At 70.3% G+C, this 14,455-nt stretch carries 14 protein-coding genes; 2 read left to right on the forward strand and 12 right to left on the reverse strand.

The genetic code is table 11. The features are described from left to right. Window positions 1–28: 28 nt before the first annotated feature. The 4 genes from hisH to ACFVU2_RS11625 all read right to left on the reverse strand — a co-directional run bounded on the left by hisH (window position 29) and on the right by ACFVU2_RS11625 (window position 2,845). On the reverse strand, window positions 29–670 hold the full coding sequence (hisH, locus tag ACFVU2_RS11610; protein ID WP_387874124.1) for an imidazole glycerol phosphate synthase subunit HisH: 642 nt from the start codon (window positions 668–670) through the stop codon (window positions 29–31). Next, complete coding sequence (hisB, locus tag ACFVU2_RS11615; RefSeq protein ID WP_387874127.1) at window positions 667–1,269, reverse strand: imidazoleglycerol-phosphate dehydratase HisB; 603 nt, start codon at window positions 1,267–1,269, stop codon at window positions 667–669. Before hisB ends, hisH begins: the two co-directional genes overlap by 4 nt. Next, entirely contained in the window at window positions 1,266–2,378 is a 1,113-nt protein-coding gene (locus ACFVU2_RS11620) for a histidinol-phosphate transaminase (RefSeq protein ID WP_387874129.1), read from the reverse strand. Before ACFVU2_RS11620 ends, hisB begins: the two co-directional genes overlap by 4 nt. A gap of 95 nt (window positions 2,379–2,473) precedes the next feature. After that, window positions 2,474–2,845 carry a LysM peptidoglycan-binding domain-containing protein gene (locus ACFVU2_RS11625; protein ID WP_387874131.1) on the reverse strand — a complete coding sequence of 124 codons (372 nt, stop codon included), beginning with the start codon at window positions 2,843–2,845 and terminating at the stop codon, window positions 2,474–2,476. 239 nt (window positions 2,846–3,084) lie between these two features. Between ACFVU2_RS11625 and lexA the strand changes: the two genes are divergently transcribed. Then, window positions 3,085–3,765, forward strand: a complete 681-nt coding sequence (lexA, locus tag ACFVU2_RS11630; RefSeq protein ID WP_387874133.1) for a transcriptional repressor LexA — start codon at window positions 3,085–3,087, stop codon at window positions 3,763–3,765. 107 nt (window positions 3,766–3,872) lie between these two features. Here the strand turns inward: lexA and ACFVU2_RS11635 are convergent, their stop codons facing one another. From ACFVU2_RS11635 to hflX, 4 genes are all read right to left on the reverse strand, one after another. Continuing rightward, complete coding sequence (locus ACFVU2_RS11635) at window positions 3,873–4,223, reverse strand: metallopeptidase family protein (protein ID WP_387874135.1); 351 nt, start codon at window positions 4,221–4,223, stop codon at window positions 3,873–3,875. An 84-nt stretch (window positions 4,224–4,307) separates the two neighbouring features. After that, entirely contained in the window at window positions 4,308–6,656 is a 2,349-nt protein-coding gene (metE, locus tag ACFVU2_RS11640) for a 5-methyltetrahydropteroyltriglutamate--homocysteine S-methyltransferase (protein ID WP_387874138.1), read from the reverse strand. Between the two features lie 20 nt (window positions 6,657–6,676). Then, the gene (locus ACFVU2_RS11645) at window positions 6,677–7,657 is read right to left on the reverse strand and encodes a methylenetetrahydrofolate reductase (RefSeq protein WP_387874140.1); all 981 of its coding nucleotides are present in this window, start codon (window positions 7,655–7,657) and stop codon (window positions 6,677–6,679) included. 226 nt (window positions 7,658–7,883) lie between these two features. Beyond that, window positions 7,884–9,395 (reverse strand): GTPase HflX, encoded by a 1,512-nt coding sequence (gene hflX / locus ACFVU2_RS11650; protein ID WP_387874142.1) that lies wholly within the window; start codon window positions 9,393–9,395, stop codon window positions 7,884–7,886. A gap of 64 nt (window positions 9,396–9,459) precedes the next feature. Between hflX and ACFVU2_RS11655 the strand changes: the two genes are divergently transcribed. Next, window positions 9,460–10,074 carry a class I SAM-dependent methyltransferase gene (locus ACFVU2_RS11655; RefSeq protein ID WP_387874145.1) on the forward strand — a complete coding sequence of 205 codons (615 nt, stop codon included), beginning with the start codon at window positions 9,460–9,462 and terminating at the stop codon, window positions 10,072–10,074. A 32-nt stretch (window positions 10,075–10,106) separates the two neighbouring features. Here the strand turns inward: ACFVU2_RS11655 and dapF are convergent, their stop codons facing one another. Genes dapF through ACFVU2_RS11675 form a run of 4 tightly spaced genes read right to left on the reverse strand, consistent with a single transcriptional unit; the run spans window position 10,107 to window position 14,416 of the window. Continuing rightward, window positions 10,107–10,985 carry a diaminopimelate epimerase gene (gene dapF, locus ACFVU2_RS11660; RefSeq protein ID WP_387874148.1) on the reverse strand — a complete coding sequence of 293 codons (879 nt, stop codon included), beginning with the start codon at window positions 10,983–10,985 and terminating at the stop codon, window positions 10,107–10,109. Between the two features lie 2 nt (window positions 10,986–10,987). Further along, window positions 10,988–11,944, reverse strand: coding sequence for a tRNA (adenosine(37)-N6)-dimethylallyltransferase MiaA (gene miaA / locus ACFVU2_RS11665; RefSeq protein WP_387874455.1), 957 nt, complete (start codon window positions 11,942–11,944; stop codon window positions 10,988–10,990). Then, window positions 11,941–13,566, reverse strand: a complete 1,626-nt coding sequence (gene miaB / locus ACFVU2_RS11670; RefSeq protein ID WP_387874150.1) for a tRNA (N6-isopentenyl adenosine(37)-C2)-methylthiotransferase MiaB — start codon at window positions 13,564–13,566, stop codon at window positions 11,941–11,943. The genes miaA and miaB overlap by 4 nt, the downstream gene beginning before the upstream one ends. Window positions 13,567–13,609: 43 nt before the next feature. Continuing rightward, the gene (locus ACFVU2_RS11675; protein WP_387874152.1) at window positions 13,610–14,416 is read right to left on the reverse strand and encodes a RecX family transcriptional regulator; all 807 of its coding nucleotides are present in this window, start codon (window positions 14,414–14,416) and stop codon (window positions 13,610–13,612) included. Window positions 14,417–14,455 lie beyond the last annotated feature (39 nt).

Below are 14,455 nucleotides of genomic sequence, written 5' to 3' on the forward strand. Positions count from 1 at the left end.
GCGGACGGGTGGTGCGCGGGGCGGTCGGCTAGAGGGTGCCGATCCAGTTGCGCAGCAGCTGGATGCCGGCGCTGCCGGACTTCTCGGGGTGGAACTGGGTTGCGCTGAGCGGACCGTTCTCCACCGCGGCGATGAAGGGCGTGCCGTGCTCGGCCCACGTCACGTGCGGCTTCGGGAACGGACCGGTGACCTCCAGCGTCCACTCCTGCGCGGCGTACGAGTGCACGAAGTAGAACCGCTCATCGCGCAGCCCGGCGAAGAGCCGCGAGTTCTCGGGAGCCTGGACCGTGTTCCAGCCCATGTGCGGCACGACGTCGGCGGTCAGAAGATCGACCGTCCCCGGCCATTCGCCCAGGCCCTCGGTCTCGACGCCGTGCTCGACGCCGCGCTCGAACAGCACCTGCATTCCCACGCAGATGCCGAGCACCGGTCGCCCCCCGGCCAGACGCCGGTCGATGACCTCGTCGCCGTGGGAGGCGCGCAGGGCGTCGATGACCGCGGCGAAGGCTCCCACGCCGGGCACGAGGAGGCCGTCGGCCTCCAGCGCCCGCCGCCGGTTGCCCGTCAGCTCGACGTTCGCGCCCGCGGCCTCCAGCGCCTTCACCGCGGAGTGCACGTTGCCGGACCCGTAGTCGAGCACGACGACATCGGGGGTGCCCGAAGCGCTCACAGCGCGCCCTTGGTCGACGGGATGCCGGAGACGAGCGGATCGAGCGCCTTGGCCTGCCGGAACGCGCGGGCGAACGCCTTGAACTCCGCTTCGGCGATGTGGTGGGGGTCGCGCCCGCCGATCACGGTGATGTGGGTGGTCATGGCGGCGTTGAACGAGATCGCCTCGAAGACGTGCCGGACCATCGAGCCGGTGAAGTGACCGCCGATGAGGTGGAACTCGAACCCGGCGGGCTCTCCCGTGTGCACCAGGTAGGGGCGACCCGAGAGATCGACGACGGCCTGCACCAGCGCCTCGTCCAGCGGCACGAGCGCGTCGCCGTAGCGGGAGATGCCGCTCTTGTCGCCGAGTGCCTGGCGGATCGCCTGGCCGAGCACGATACCGACGTCCTCCACGGTGTGGTGCACGTCGATCTCGGTGTCGCCGTTGGCGCGCACGCGCAGATCGGTGAGCGAGTGCTTCGCGAACGCCGTGAGCAGGTGGTCGTAGAACGGCACGCTGGTGGCGATCTCGGCCACGCCGGTGCCGTCGAGGTCGAGGCTCAGCTCGATGCTCGACTCGCTGGTCTCGCGCTGCAGGCTGGCGGTGCGATTCGTCATGACTGCGAGTTTACTGGGACGACGGCGGCCGCCGGGCGCCCGAGGGCTGCGAGGGCCTCCAGGAACGCCGTCGTCTCGCGCTCCGTGCCTGCGGTCACGCGCAGGTGGTTCGGGATGCCCACGTCGCGGATGAGGATCCCGCGCTCCAGTAGCGCCTCGAACACGGCGTGCGGGTCCTCGACGCCGCCGAAGAGGACGAAGTTGCTCCCGCTGCGGTGCGGCGCGTATCCGAGGCGCGCGAGCTCCGTCACGAGCCGGTCGCGCTGGAGGCGGATCTCCCCCACCATCGCGAGCATCTCGTCCGAGTGCGCGAGGGCGCCCAGCGCCGCCGCCTGCGTCAACGCGGAGAGGTGGTACGGCAGGCGCACGAGGCGCAGCGCGTCGACGACTGCCGGGTCCGCTGCGAGGTAGCCGACGCGGGCGCCGGCGAACGCGAAGGCCTTGCTCATTGTGCGCGAGACGAGCAGGCGCGGGCGCCCCTCGAGCAGGCTGAGCGCCGAGGGCTCGCCGTCGGGCATGAACTCGGCGTACGCCTCGTCCACGACGACGATCCCGCGAGCGGCATCGTAGGCGGCTTCGATCGTCGCCAGGTCGAGCGGGGTGCCCGTCGGGTTGTTGGGCGAGCAGAGGATGACGATGTCCGGGTCGGTGCGGCGGATCTCCGCGGCGGCGGTCGCCGGTGTCAGCTCGAAGTCGGCGTCGCGTGCCCCCGCGATCCAGCTCGTCCCGGTGCCCGACGCGAGCAGCGGGTACATCGAATACGTCGGAGCGAAGCCGAGCAGGCTGCGCCCCGGGCCGCCGAACGCCTGCAGGATGTGCTGCAGCACCTCGTTGGAACCGTTGGCCGCCCAGATCCAGCTCGCATCGAGTCCGTGGCCGAGGTAGCGCGCGAACGCCTCCCGCACGTCGGTGAACTCGCGGTCGGGGTAGCGGTTCACGCCGGTGATGGCGACCGCGACGCGCGCGACGATGTCGGCCGCGACATCCTCCGGCACCGGATGCGTGTTCTCGTTCACGTTGAGTGCGACGGGAACGGACTTCTGCGGGGCGCCGTACGGCGTCCGTCCACGCAGATCGTCACGGATCGGGAGGTCGGAGAGGGAGGTCACCCATCCATGCTAGCCATGCGAGCGAAGGCCCGATCCCACATGACGCGGCGTTCGACCAACGCGCCCGACTATCGTGCCCGACGGTCGCGCGGGAGTCAGTGCGCGTACTTGCTCGGGATGGCGAGCTGCTGCCCGGGCGACACGACGCCCGAGCCGTCCAGCCCGTTGAGCTGGACCAGGTCGGCGATGACGTCACGCGGGTCGGCGCTCGGAGCGATGCGCTCGGCGACCGCCCAGAGCGAGTCGCCCGACTCCACCGTGACGTGCTGGAAGGACACATGGGTCTGCTCGCTCGTCGCGACCGCCCCACCGCCGTTGAGGGCGAAGACCACGGCGCCGATGACCAGAGGAAGAGCGAGGAGTGCGGTGAGGACCGCACGTCCGCGGCGCGTCAGCCGCAGACGCGTACGCGCACCAGCCGGGAGAGCGGGAATCGAGTGGAATGATCCCATCGCCGTCGTGCTCATGGCCTTGACCTCCTTGTGCGACGCGGATGCGAAGCTTTGTTCCGAATGTATCTTCGAATGTTCGAAATCGCAAGACCCGGTACGCCGAGAAAATCAGCCACGGATTTCGAGACACACTCGAACACATGTTTGTTTCCGGCCGTATCGTGGATACAGTTTCGATTGTCTGGAGTTCACCTTTCCAGGCACCACCGACATTCGGGACGAGCGGATGCGGTCGAGCTCACGAAGGGACGAGCGTGTCGAACGAGAACCAGGCTCCGCGCGGGGGCACACGCCGCCGTAAGAACCTCAGCGAGAAGCAGCTCGCCATCCTCGACGTGATCCAGAAGTCGGTCAGTCAGCGGGGGTATCCGCCGAGCATGCGCGAGATCGGCGACGCCGTCGGCCTCTCCTCGCTGTCGTCGGTCACGCACCAGCTGAACCAGCTCGAGCTGAGCGGCTACCTGCGTCGCGACCCGAACCGCCCGCGGGCGCTCGAGATCCTCATCGATCTGCCGTCGCCGTCCGCGTCCGTCGACTACGAGAACCAGACCCCGGTGGGCGACGCGGCCATGGTGCCGCTCGTCGGCCGTATCGCCGCCGGCGTGCCGATCACCGCCGAGCAGCAGGTCGAAGAGGTCTTCCCGCTCCCCCGCCAGCTCGTCGGCAACGGCGATCTCTTCATGCTGAAGGTGGTCGGCGAGTCGATGATCGACGCCGCCATCACGGACGGCGACTGGGTCGTCGTCCGCCAGCAGAACACCGCCGAGAACGGCGACATCGTCGCGGCGATGCTCGACGAGGAGGCGACGGTGAAGGTCTTCCGCCAGCGCGACGGCCACACCTGGCTGCTGCCCCGCAACTCCAACTTCGAGCCCATCCTGGGCGACTTCGCCCAGATCCTCGGCAAGGTCGTCGCCGTCCTCCGCGCCGTCTGACCCACCCACGGGGTACCGCTCGACCACATTCGCGACGAAAGTCGCGTTTCCACGCCCCATACGTCACATTCGTGACGAATGTGCGCGGTGAGCCGGGGGTCAGCGCGTCAGGCCCAGCCGAGCTCCTGGAGCTTCGCGTCGTCGAGCCCGTAGTAGTGGCCGATCTCGTGCACCAGGGTCACCCGCACACAGGCGCGCAGCTCGTCGATGCTGGAGCAGCTCGCCTCCAGGTTGTTGCGGAACAGGGTGATCCGGTCCGGCAGCTCGCCGAATCCGTAGACGCCGCGCGTCGTCAGCGGGCGTCCGCTGTAGAGCCCGAACAGGCGCGGTCGGTCCACTGAGGGCTGGTCCTGGATGAGGAACGCCACGTTGTCGAGGTGTCCGACGATGGCGTCCGGCAGGGCGTCGAAGACCTCGCCCACCAGGACCTCGAACTCGGCATCCGTCATCTGCACCATGCGCCCATCCTGGCGCACGGCGACGGGGCCGCGACCCGCCGTCCGCCCAGGGCGGAACAGCGGCTCACGGCCCCGTCGGATTGATCAGGCGTCGACCGAGGCGCGCTCGCGCACGGCCCGGGTAGCCTCCAGGATGTTGCGCAGCGAGGCCACGGTCTCGTCGTAGCCGCGCGTCTTCAGCCCGCAGTCCGGGTTGACCCACAGCTGGCGGCCCGGGATCGCGTTCAGCGCGGTCTCGAGCAGTTCCGTGACCTCCGCGACGGAGGGCACACGCGGCGAGTGGATGTCGTAGACACCCGGGCCGATGCCGTGGTCGAAGCCGGAGGTCTGGATGTCGTGCACGACCTCCATCCGGCTGCGCGCGGCCTCGATGCTGGTCACGTCCGCGTCCAGGTTGCGGATCGCGTCGATCACCACGCCGAACTCCGAGTAGCAGAGGTGCGTGTGGATCTGCGTCTCGTCCCGCACCCCGGCGGTCGCGAGGCGGAACGAGCCGACGGACCAGTCGAGGTAGGCGTCCTGCGCTGCGCGCTTCAGCGGGAGCAGCTCGCGCAGCGCCGGCTCGTCGACCTGCACGACCCGGATGCCCGCGCTCTCGAGGTCCTCGATCTCGTCGCGCAGGGCGAGCGCCACCTGACGGGCCGTCTCGCCCAGCGGCTGGTCGTCGCGCACGAACGACCAGGCGAGGATCGTCACCGGGCCGGTCAGCATCCCCTTGACCGGCTTCTCGGTCAGGCTCTGCGTGTAGGTGGACCAGTCCACCGTGATCGGCTTCGGGCGCGACACGTCGCCCCACAGGATCGACGGGCGCGTGCAGCGCGAGCCGTAGGACTGCACCCAGCCGTTCCGCGTCACCGCGAACCCGTCGAGGTTCTCGGCGAAGTACTGCACCATGTCGTTGCGCTCGGGCTCGCCGTGCACGATGACGTCGATGCCGATCTCCTCCTGGAGGTCGACGACGCGCTTGATCTCGGCCTGCATCCGCGCAAGGTACTCCGCCTCGGTGATGAGCCCTGCGACGAGCTGGGCGCGGGAGCGGCGGATGTCGCCGGTCTGCGGGAACGAGCCGATGGTCGTCGTCGGGAGGAACGGCAGCGCGAGGGCGGCGTCCTGTGCGGCCAGACGGTCCTCGTAGGCGCCGCGGCGGAAGTCCGCCTCGGTGAGCGCGGCCTCGCGGGCGCGGACCGCGTCCACCCGCACCCCGGGCGCGGAGGCGCGGTCGGCGAGGGAGGCGCTCGCGGCCGACAGCTCGGACTGGATCGCCTCGTGGCCGTCGACGAGTCCCCGTGCGAGGACGGCGACCTGCGCGACCTTCTGGTCGGCGAAGGCGAGCCAGCCCTTCAGCCGGGCGTCGAGCTCGGGCTCGTCGTCGACGTCGTGCGGGACGTGCAGCAGCGACGTCGAGGTGGACACCGCGACATCGGGGCTCAGCGAGAGCAGCTCGGTGAGCGAGCCGAACGCCGCCTCCAGGTCTCCGCGCCAGATGTTGTGGCCGTCGATCACACCGCCGACGAGCGTCTTCGTCGCGAGCGATCCCGCGGTCGCGACGTCGCGTGCGGTGGGCAGCGAACCGCGGACCAGGTCGAGCGAGATCGCCTCCACCGCAGACGCGGCGAGCACGGGCAGTGCGTCGTCGAGGCTGCCGTACGGCGCGGCGACGAAGAGCGCCGGCCGGTCCGCGACCTCGCCCAGCGCGGCATACGCGGTGCGCAACGCTTCGAGCACCTCGGCTCGCGGCTCGTCGATGCTCTCGCTGACCAGCGCCGGCTCGTCCAGCTGCACCCACGGGGCTCCCGCGGCGCCCAAGCGTGCGATCAGCTCGGCGTAGACCGGGAGGAGGTCCGCGAGACGCGACAGCGGCCGGAAGCCGTCGGGCGCCTCGTCGGAGGCCTTGCTCAGGAGGAGGAAGGTCACCGGCCCGACGATCACCGGGCGCGTGACGAAGCCCGCCGCGCGGGCCTCCTCGAACTCCCGCACGATCCGGTCGGAGGCGAGCCGGAAGTCGGTCTCCGGTCCGATCTCCGGCACGAGGTAGTGGTAGTTGGAGTCGAACCACTTCGTCATCTCGAGCGGGGCGTTGTCGCCCTCGCCGCGGGCGACCGTGAAGTAGCCGGCGAGGTCGACGGAGCCGTCCTCGGAGACGAGGCCTGCGAACCGCGAGGGGATCGCCCCGACGGCGACCGCGGCGTCGAGCACCTGGTCATAGAAGCTGAAGCTCTCGGGGATGGCGGCGTCGTCGCGGCCGAGGCCGAGCGCGGCCAGACGCTCACGCGTCGTCGCGCGCAGCTCGGCGGCGGTCGCCTCCAGCTCGTCGGCGCTGATCGCGCCGGCCCAGAAGGACTCGACGGCCTTCTTGAGCTCGCGGCGGCGACCGATGCGGGGGTAGCCGAGGATCGTTCCGGCCGGGAAGGCGGCACGGGAGGTGGTGGTCATGGTGGTTCCCTTTCGGTGCGTCAGGAGGTGGAGACGGTGGAGGTGTCGTCGCTGGAGGTGCCGTCTGCGGAAGCGGCGTCGGCGGGCAGCACGCCGACCCGGTCGAGGACCGACAGCACCGCCTCGCTCTGGTTGAAGGTGTAGAGGTGGAGGCCGGGCGCGCCGCCGTCGAGCAGGCGCTTGCCCAGACGCGCCGCCCAGTCGATGCCGATCTCGCGCCGCCCCTCGTCGGTCGGCTCGACCTCGAGCTGGATGGCCAGATCGCTCGGCAGGTCCTCGCCGCTGAGCTCGAGCATGCGTCGCAGGCGGGCGGGCGAGGTGACCGGCATGATCCCGGGCAGGATCGGGAACGCGACTCCGGCGTCCTTCGCCTTCTGGGCGAACGACAGGTAGTCCTCCGCGTGGAAGAAGAGCTGCGTGATGCCGAGGTTCGCGCCGGCGGCCTGTTTGGCGAGCAGGGCGTCGATGTCCTGGGAGGTCGAGTGCGAGGCCGGGTGGCCGTTCGGGAACGCCGCGACGGCGATCTGCACGTGCTCGCGATGCGCGAGCACAGTGTGCGCGGACAGTCCGGGGACGGTCAGCTCGCCGTACGGCACGCGCTCCGCCTGCACCCGGTGGATCAGCTGCACGAGCTCCGCCGAGCTGCGGATGTCGCCCAGTCCGTCGTCGCCGGGCGCCGCGTTCTCGGGCGGATCGCCCCGCACCGCGAGGAAGCGCCGGACACCGGCGTCGAGGAACTCCCGGATCAGCCGGTTGGCCTCTTCGTGCGAGGAGCCGACGCAGGTGAGGTGGGCCATCGGGCTCACGTCTGTGCGGTCCAGGATGTGGCGGAGCACGTCCAGCGACGACGTCCGCGACGAGCCGTTGGCGCCGTAGGTGACCGAGATGAAGTCGGGGCGCGCGGCCGCGAGCCGGTCGATGGTGGCGGGCAGCGCGGCGGCGGCCCGGTCGTTGCGCGGCGGGTAGAGCTCGAACGAGTACCGCGCGGTGGTACAGCTCATGAGGTCCTCAGGTGGTCGATCAGCGGCACGGACACCCCGCTCCGCGGCGCGAGGGCCGGACGGAGCAGGATTTCACGGGCGGGTGCCGGGCTCGGCTGTCGCACCACCGAGCGGTCGCCCGCTGCGGTTGAGTGCCGAATCTACAGCCGACGAAGGCCGGACGGAATCGCCCGTGTCATCATTCGACACACGCGCTCCGTCCGGCCTCCTGATCGCCGGTGCGGTCTCAGACCGCGAAGGGCTCGAACACCGCCGTGTACTCCGGCATGATCTTCGCGTGGACGCGCGTGCCCTCCTCCACGTACTCCGTGGAGATCACGCGACCGCGTTCGTGCAGCGCCGAGATGAGGTCGCCCCGGTCGTACGGGACCACCAGCTCGACCTCGACCGAGAGGTCGGGCAGCAGGCGCGCGATCGCGGCGAGCACCTCGTCGATGCCCTCGCCCGTGCGGGCGGAGGCGAAGATCGCCCCCGGCTCGAGACCGCGCAGCACCAGCCGCTCGTCCGGCCCGACGAGGTCCGACTTGTTGAACACCACGACCTCCGGGATGTCCCGCGCCCCGACCTCGCCGATCACATCGCGCACGGTCGCCAGCTGCGACGCGGGGTCGGGGTGGGAGCCGTCGACGACGTGCAGGATGACGTCGGAGTCGGCCACCTCCTCGAGCGTCGAGCGGAACGCCTCCACGAGCTGGTGCGGCAGGTTGCGTACGAAGCCGACCGTGTCGGCCAGCGTGTAGAGCCGGCCGTCGGCGGTCACCGATCGGCGCACGGTCGCGTCCAGAGTCGCGAACAGCGCGTTCTCGACGAGCACGCCCGCCTTGGTCACGCGGTTCAGGAGACTCGACTTGCCGGCGTTCGTGTAGCCCGCGATCGCGACCGACGGCACCGAGTTGCGGTTGCGGTTGGCGCGCTTGGCCTCGCGGGCCGGCTTGAAGCCGGCGATCTGCTTGCGCAGCTTCGCCATCCGGGTGTGGATGCGCCGCCGGTCCAGCTCGATCTTCGTCTCACCGGGGCCACGGGATCCCATCCCGGCGCCCGCGCCGCCGACCTGACCACCGGCCTGCCGCGACATCGACTCGCCCCAGCCGCGCAGGCGCGGGAGCAGGTACTCGAGCTGCGCGAGCTCGACCTGCGCCTTGCCTTCGCGACTCTTGGCGTGCTGGCTGAAGATGTCGAGGATCACCGCGGTGCGGTCGATCACCTTCACCTTCACCACGTCTTCGAGAGCGCGCCGCTGGCTCGACGCCAGCTCGGTGTCCGCCACCACGGTGTCGGCGCCGAGGGCGGCGACCACTCCGGCGAGCTCCTCCGCCTTGCCCCGTCCGAGATACGTGCTCGGGTCCGGGTGCGGCCGCCGCTGGAGCAGCCCGTCGAGCACGGCGGCTCCCGCCGTCTCGGCGAGGGCCGCGAGCTCGCGCATGGAGTTCTCGGCGTCCTGCAGGCTGCCCTGCGAGTAGACGCCGATCAGCACCACGTTCTCGAGGCGCAGCTGCCGGTACTCGACCTCCGTGACGTCTTCGAGTTCGGTCGAGAGGCCGCTGACGCGACGCAGGGCCGCGCGCTCCTCCCGGTCGAACTGCTCGCCGTCGTGCGAGCCGTCGGCGGTGCCCGTCGACTGGAGCGCCTGCGCCCCCGTGCCGAAGAGCGTCACGCTCGCGCGGTTCTTCTCGGTCGCCAGCACGCGCGCGACGACGTCGTCGGTGTCGTGTTCTTCGATTTCGGTTCGTTCAGTCATCGTTCGTCCCCGTTCCGGGTCCACCCCAGTTTGTCAGTTCGGCTGCGTCCTGTACGGTCCTCTTATGGCGAGCGGAGACCACTACTTTTCCACGGCTCCCGAGAGCGAGATGAACCTGCGGCCGATCACCGTACGACTGGCCGGCCAGACGTACGAGCTGACGACCGCGAACGGCATCTTCAGCCCCGAGCGCATCGACACGGGAACGAGAGTCCTGCTCGACCATGTCCCCTCGGCGCCGCCGGGCGGTCAGTTCCTCGACCTCGGCTGCGGCTGGGGGCCCCTGGCTCTCACACTTGCTCTCGAATCCCCTCATGCGACGGTCTGGGCCGTCGACGTCAACACCCGAGCCCTGGATGTGGTGCGCTTGAACGCGCAGAAGCTCGGTCTCACCAATGTTAACCCCGTCACCCCCGACGATGTTCCCGACGACGTGATGTTCACGACCATCTGGTCAAATCCGCCGATCCGGATCGGCAAGGACGAGCTCCACAACATCCTCACGCAGTGGCTGCCCCGTCTCGAGCCCGGCTCCGATGCCTGGCTGGTCGTGCAGCGCAATCTCGGCAGCGACTCGCTTCAGCGGTGGATCGAGGCGACCATGCCGGAGCTGAAGACGACCCGGCAGGCGATCTCCAAGGGCTACCGCGTGCTCCGTTCGCACCGCCCCCTCGGCTGACGGCAGCGCGTCCGGCCGCGTGCCCGACCGTGTCAGGCGAGTTCCAGCGTGCCCGTGTAGACGAGTTCGGCGGGACCGGACAGCGCGACGTGCTCGCCGTCCTCCGTCGCGAACATGCGCACGCCCACGGTGCCGCCCGGGACGTCCACCCGCCACTGGTTCGGTGCGCCCTCGCCGGCCCAGTACCGCACGGCCAGCGCGGCCGCCGCGGCCCCGGTGCCGCAGGACAGGGTCTCGCCGCTCCCCCGCTCGTGCACCCGCATGCGTATGCGTCCGATGCCGTCCTTGATGAGCGGCTCGTGCGGGACGACGAACTCCACGTTCGCCCCGTCCTCCGGCGCCGGCTCCAGATGCGGGATGTAGGTGAGGTCGGCCGCCTCCAGCTCGCTTTCGTCCGCGACGGCGACGACGACATGCGGGTTGCCCATGTCGATGCCGAGTCCCGGCCGTGCCACCGGGAGCTCCTTGGCGCGCACCAGCGGTTCGCCGCCGTCGAGCGCCCAGCGGCCGAGGTCGACCTGGAAGCCCGTGAGGTTGCGCTGCACGTCGCGGACGCCCGAGCGCGTGCCGATCGCGAGGGTGTCTCCGTCGGCGAGCTCCACCAGCCCCGACTCGATCAGGTAGCGGGTGTAGACGCGGATGCCGTTGCCGCACATCTCGGCGGCCGAGCCGTCCGCGTTGTAGTAGTCCATGAACCACTCCGCCGCGTCGTCCTCCGCGAGCGCCTCGGCGCCCTCCGGGAGGTGCTTCGACTTCACCGCGCGGATCACGCCGTCGGCGCCGACGCCGAAGTGGCGGTCGCAGATCTCGGCGATCTGGGCGGCCGTCAACGGCAGGCGGCCGTCAGGGTCGGAGTAGAGCACGAAGTCGTTCCCGGTGCCCTGACCTTTGGTGAAGTGGAGTGTCGCCATGCTCACAGCCTAGCGAGCGCGGAGCCGACCAGTTCCGGGGCGTCGTAGGCGAGCCAGTGGAGGTCCGGGTACCGCTTGAACCAGCTGACCTGACGTCGCGCGTAGCGGCGCGTCAGCTGCTGCGTCTGCGCGATGGCGTCCGCCCGGGTGAGGTCCCCGCGCAGCTCGCCGAGCGCTTGGGCGTAGCCGATCGCGCGTCCCGCGGTGACCCCGCGCTCGATCCCCTGAGGGATCAGCTGCCGCACCTCGTCGAGGAGCCCGGCCTCCCACATCCGTTCGACCCGGGCGTCGAGTCTCAGCACCAGTTCGTCGCGCGGTGCCGAGAGTCCCAGGATCGTCGTGGGACGCCACAGCACCGGAGCGTCGGGGAGGGTGCCGCTCACCGGCTCTCCGGTCAGTTCGGCGACTTCGAGCGCGCGCACGATGCGCCGGCCGTTGGTCGACCCGATGCGCGCTGCCGCCTCCGGGTCGACCTCGGCGAGACGACGGAAGAGCAGTCCCGGCCCCTGCTCGCCGAGCTCGCGCTCGAGGCGGGCGCGCAGCTGCGGGTCCGTGCCCGGGAAGCGGAAGTCGAAGATCACACTGGAGACGTACAGCCCCGAACCGCCGACCAGGATGGGCACCGCACCCCGCGCGAGGATCCCCTCGACCGCGGCCCGGGCCTCCGGCTGGTAGCGGGCGACGGTGGCCTCTTCCGTGACGTCGAGCACGTCGAAGAGGTGATGCGGGACGCCGCGCCAGTCGGCCTGCGGGATCTTCGCCGTGCCGATGTCCATGCCGCGATAGAGCTGCATCGCGTCGGCGTTGACGACCTCCGCCGCCTGCCCACGCTCGCGCAGCCGTTCGGCCAGGGCGAGCGACAGGTCGGTCTTGCCTGTCCCTGTCGGCCCGACGATGGCGATGATGCCCGGCGCGCCGAGCCGGGCCGTTGCCTCGCCGGTGGACGCCTCGGCGCTCAGCGCTGTCCGTCCGTCGGGTCGTAGATCGGCATCGTCCCGACGCCGGGAGAGGTGAGCGGTTCGCGTGTGCGCAGGGTGGGAAGCCCGAGCGAGACCGGGCCGGCTCCACTCGCGGCGCCCGATCCGTGGGCCGGGACGGCGCAGGACTCGGCCTCGGCCCGATCCCAGGCGTCGCCCGCCTGCGTGCGCCGAACGGCGAGCGGTGCACCGGTCGCAGCGTCGGCGATCAGGTAGTGCGGCGCCGCTTGGGTGATGTGCACGGTGACGATGTCGCCGGGCCGCGGAGCCTCCGTGCCCTCGGGGAGCTCGAAGTGCACGAGCCGGCTGTCGCGGGCGCGACCGGTCAGCCGGCGCGTGTCCGAGTCCTTGCGGCCCTCTCCGTTGGCGACGAGCAGTTCGACCTCGCGCCCGACCAGCTTCTCGTTCTCCTCCAGGGAGATGCGCTCCTGCAGGCCGATCAGGCGCTCGTAGCGCTCCTGGACGATCTCCTTGGGAACCTGGTCCTCCATCGTCGCGGCGGGTGTCCCCGGCCGGATCGAGTACTGGAAGGTGAAGGCCGACGCGAAGCGGGCGGCCTCGACGACGCGCATCGTCTCGAGGAAGTCCTCCTCGGTCTCACCGGGGAATCCCACGATGATGTCGGTGCTGATGGCGGCGTCCGGCAGCTTGGCGCGCACGCGGTCGAGGATGCCGAGGAACTTCTCGGAGCGGTACGACCGGCGCATGCTGCGCAGGATGCGGTCCGAGCCGGACTGCAACGGCATGTGGAGCTGTGGCATCACGTTCGGCGTCTCGGCCATCGCGTCGATCACGTCGTCGGTGAAGGCCGCCGGGTGCGGGCTGGTGAAGCGGATGCGCTCGAGCCCGCTGATCTGACCGGCAGCCCGCAGCAGCTTGCTGAACGCCTGGCGGTCGCCGAACTCGACGCCGTAGGAGTTCACGTTCTGTCCGAGCAGGGTGACCTCGATGGCGCCGTCGTCGACGAGTGCCTGGATCTCGGCGAGGATGTCGCCGGGGCGGCGGTCCTTCTCCTTGCCGCGCAGCGACGGGACGATGCAGAAGGTGCACGTGTTGTTGCAGCCGACCGAGATGGACACCCAGCCCGAGTACGACGAGTCGCGCTTGGTGGGCAGCGTGGAGGGGAACGTCTCCAGCGATTCGAGGATCTCGATCTCGGCGGCGTCGTTGTGGCGGGCACGCTCGAGCAGGCTGGGGAGGGCGCCCATGTTGTGGGTGCCGAAGACGACGTCCACCCAGGGCGCCTTCTCGAGGATGACGTTCTTGTCCTTCTGGGCGAGGCAGCCACCGACGGCGATCTGCATGCCTTCGTGGCGGCGCTTGACTCCGGCCAGGTGACCGAGGTTGCCGTAGAGCTTGTTGTCCGCGTTCTCGCGCACGGCGCACGTGTTGATCACCACGATGTCCGCCTCGTCGCCGTCCGCGGGCACGTAACCGGCCGCTTCGAGCGAGCCGCTCAGCCGCTCGGAGTCGTGGACGTTCATCTGGCAGCCGAAAGTGCGGACCTCATAGGTGCGTGGCCGCCCGTCGGCCCGGAGGGCCGCCGCCGACGGATCGATGACGCTGCGCTGTTCGACGATGCTGCGCTGTTCGGTGATGCTCATGATGCCGACAATTCTACGTTCGCCTCGCCGTGGATCCGAACGGCTACTGGAACCGCACGCCGCCCCGCTTGCGGGAGACGAATGCCGCATCCATCGCCTGACGCACGATGCCGGAGCTGTAGCCCTTGCGCGCGAGGTAGCCGTGGAGCCGTCGACGGACCGTCTCGTCGTCGTAGGACGACAATTGGCCGATGCGCTTGACGGCGAGTTCGGTGGCGCGTTCCAGCTCGTCCTCGTCGGCGATGTCTGCCAGGGCGATCTCGATGAGCTCCGGATCGATGTGGCGCCGCTTCAAGTCCTGCTCGATGACGCTCCGACCCACACCCTTCCGGCTGTGCTGTGTGAAGGCCAGGCTCACCGCGAGCGACGCATCGTCGATCACGCCGAGAGCCTCGAGCCGGTCGAGTTCGGGGCCGAACGCCTCCGGCTCGATCTCGCGCTTGAGGAGCACCTGCTCCAGCTCCCAGCGAGACATCCCCCGCCGCGCGAGCTGCCGGATCGTCACGGCCGAGACCTTCTTGCTCTGCCGGTCGGCTTCGTCGTCCGCCGGCTCCACCGGCTCCGGGTCGGATCCGGAACGGGCGCCCGCGGCCCGTCCCTCGTCGCCCCAGGTGTTGTTCCATCGTGTCGAACCGGGAAGCTCGACGACCTCCCCGGCCGGCTCGTGACCGGAAGAGCCGCCCACCCGACGACCGCTGCCAGCCGGATGCGTGCTGCCCTCGCGAGGTGTCGCGTTGCGCCGCAACGGCGTCACCGGGGCGAGATGCTCTCCCCCGGTGACACCGTCTGCGTCAGCGCGGGTGTCACCCTGCTCGCCGCCGAAAGGATCGGACGGGAATCTCACGACCATGCAGATCTCCTCGTGCGACGAACGGATGGACAGGCGGCG

It is taken from the genome of Leifsonia sp. NPDC058194 (assembly GCF_042883605.1).
Lineage (GTDB): Bacteria > Actinomycetota > Actinomycetes > Actinomycetales > Microbacteriaceae > Leifsonia.

Excerpts from the sequence above, each read along its gene's own strand:
- hisB (WP_387874127.1), bottom strand. The coding sequence starts at position 1,269 with ATGACGAATCGCACCGCCAGCCTGCAGCGCGAGACCAGCGAGTCGAGC.
- ACFVU2_RS11625 (WP_387874131.1), bottom strand. The coding sequence starts at position 2,845 with ATGAGCACGACGGCGATGGGATCATTCCACTCGATTCCCGCTCTCCCG.
- ACFVU2_RS11635 (WP_387874135.1), bottom strand. The coding sequence starts at position 4,223 with ATGGTGCAGATGACGGATGCCGAGTTCGAGGTCCTGGTGGGCGAGGTC.
- metE (WP_387874138.1), bottom strand. The coding sequence starts at position 6,656 with ATGACCACCACCTCCCGTGCCGCCTTCCCGGCCGGAACGATCCTCGGC.
- ACFVU2_RS11645 (WP_387874140.1), bottom strand. The coding sequence starts at position 7,657 with ATGAGCTGTACCACCGCGCGGTACTCGTTCGAGCTCTACCCGCCGCGC.
- hflX (WP_387874142.1), bottom strand. The coding sequence starts at position 9,395 with ATGACTGAACGAACCGAAATCGAAGAACACGACACCGACGACGTCGTC.
- ACFVU2_RS11655 (WP_387874145.1), top strand. The coding sequence starts at position 9,460 with ATGGCGAGCGGAGACCACTACTTTTCCACGGCTCCCGAGAGCGAGATG.
- dapF (WP_387874148.1), bottom strand. The coding sequence starts at position 10,985 with ATGGCGACACTCCACTTCACCAAAGGTCAGGGCACCGGGAACGACTTC.
- miaB (WP_387874150.1), bottom strand. The coding sequence starts at position 13,566 with ATGAGCATCACCGAACAGCGCAGCATCGTCGAACAGCGCAGCGTCATC.
- ACFVU2_RS11675 (WP_387874152.1), bottom strand. The coding sequence starts at position 14,416 with ATGGTCGTGAGATTCCCGTCCGATCCTTTCGGCGGCGAGCAGGGTGAC.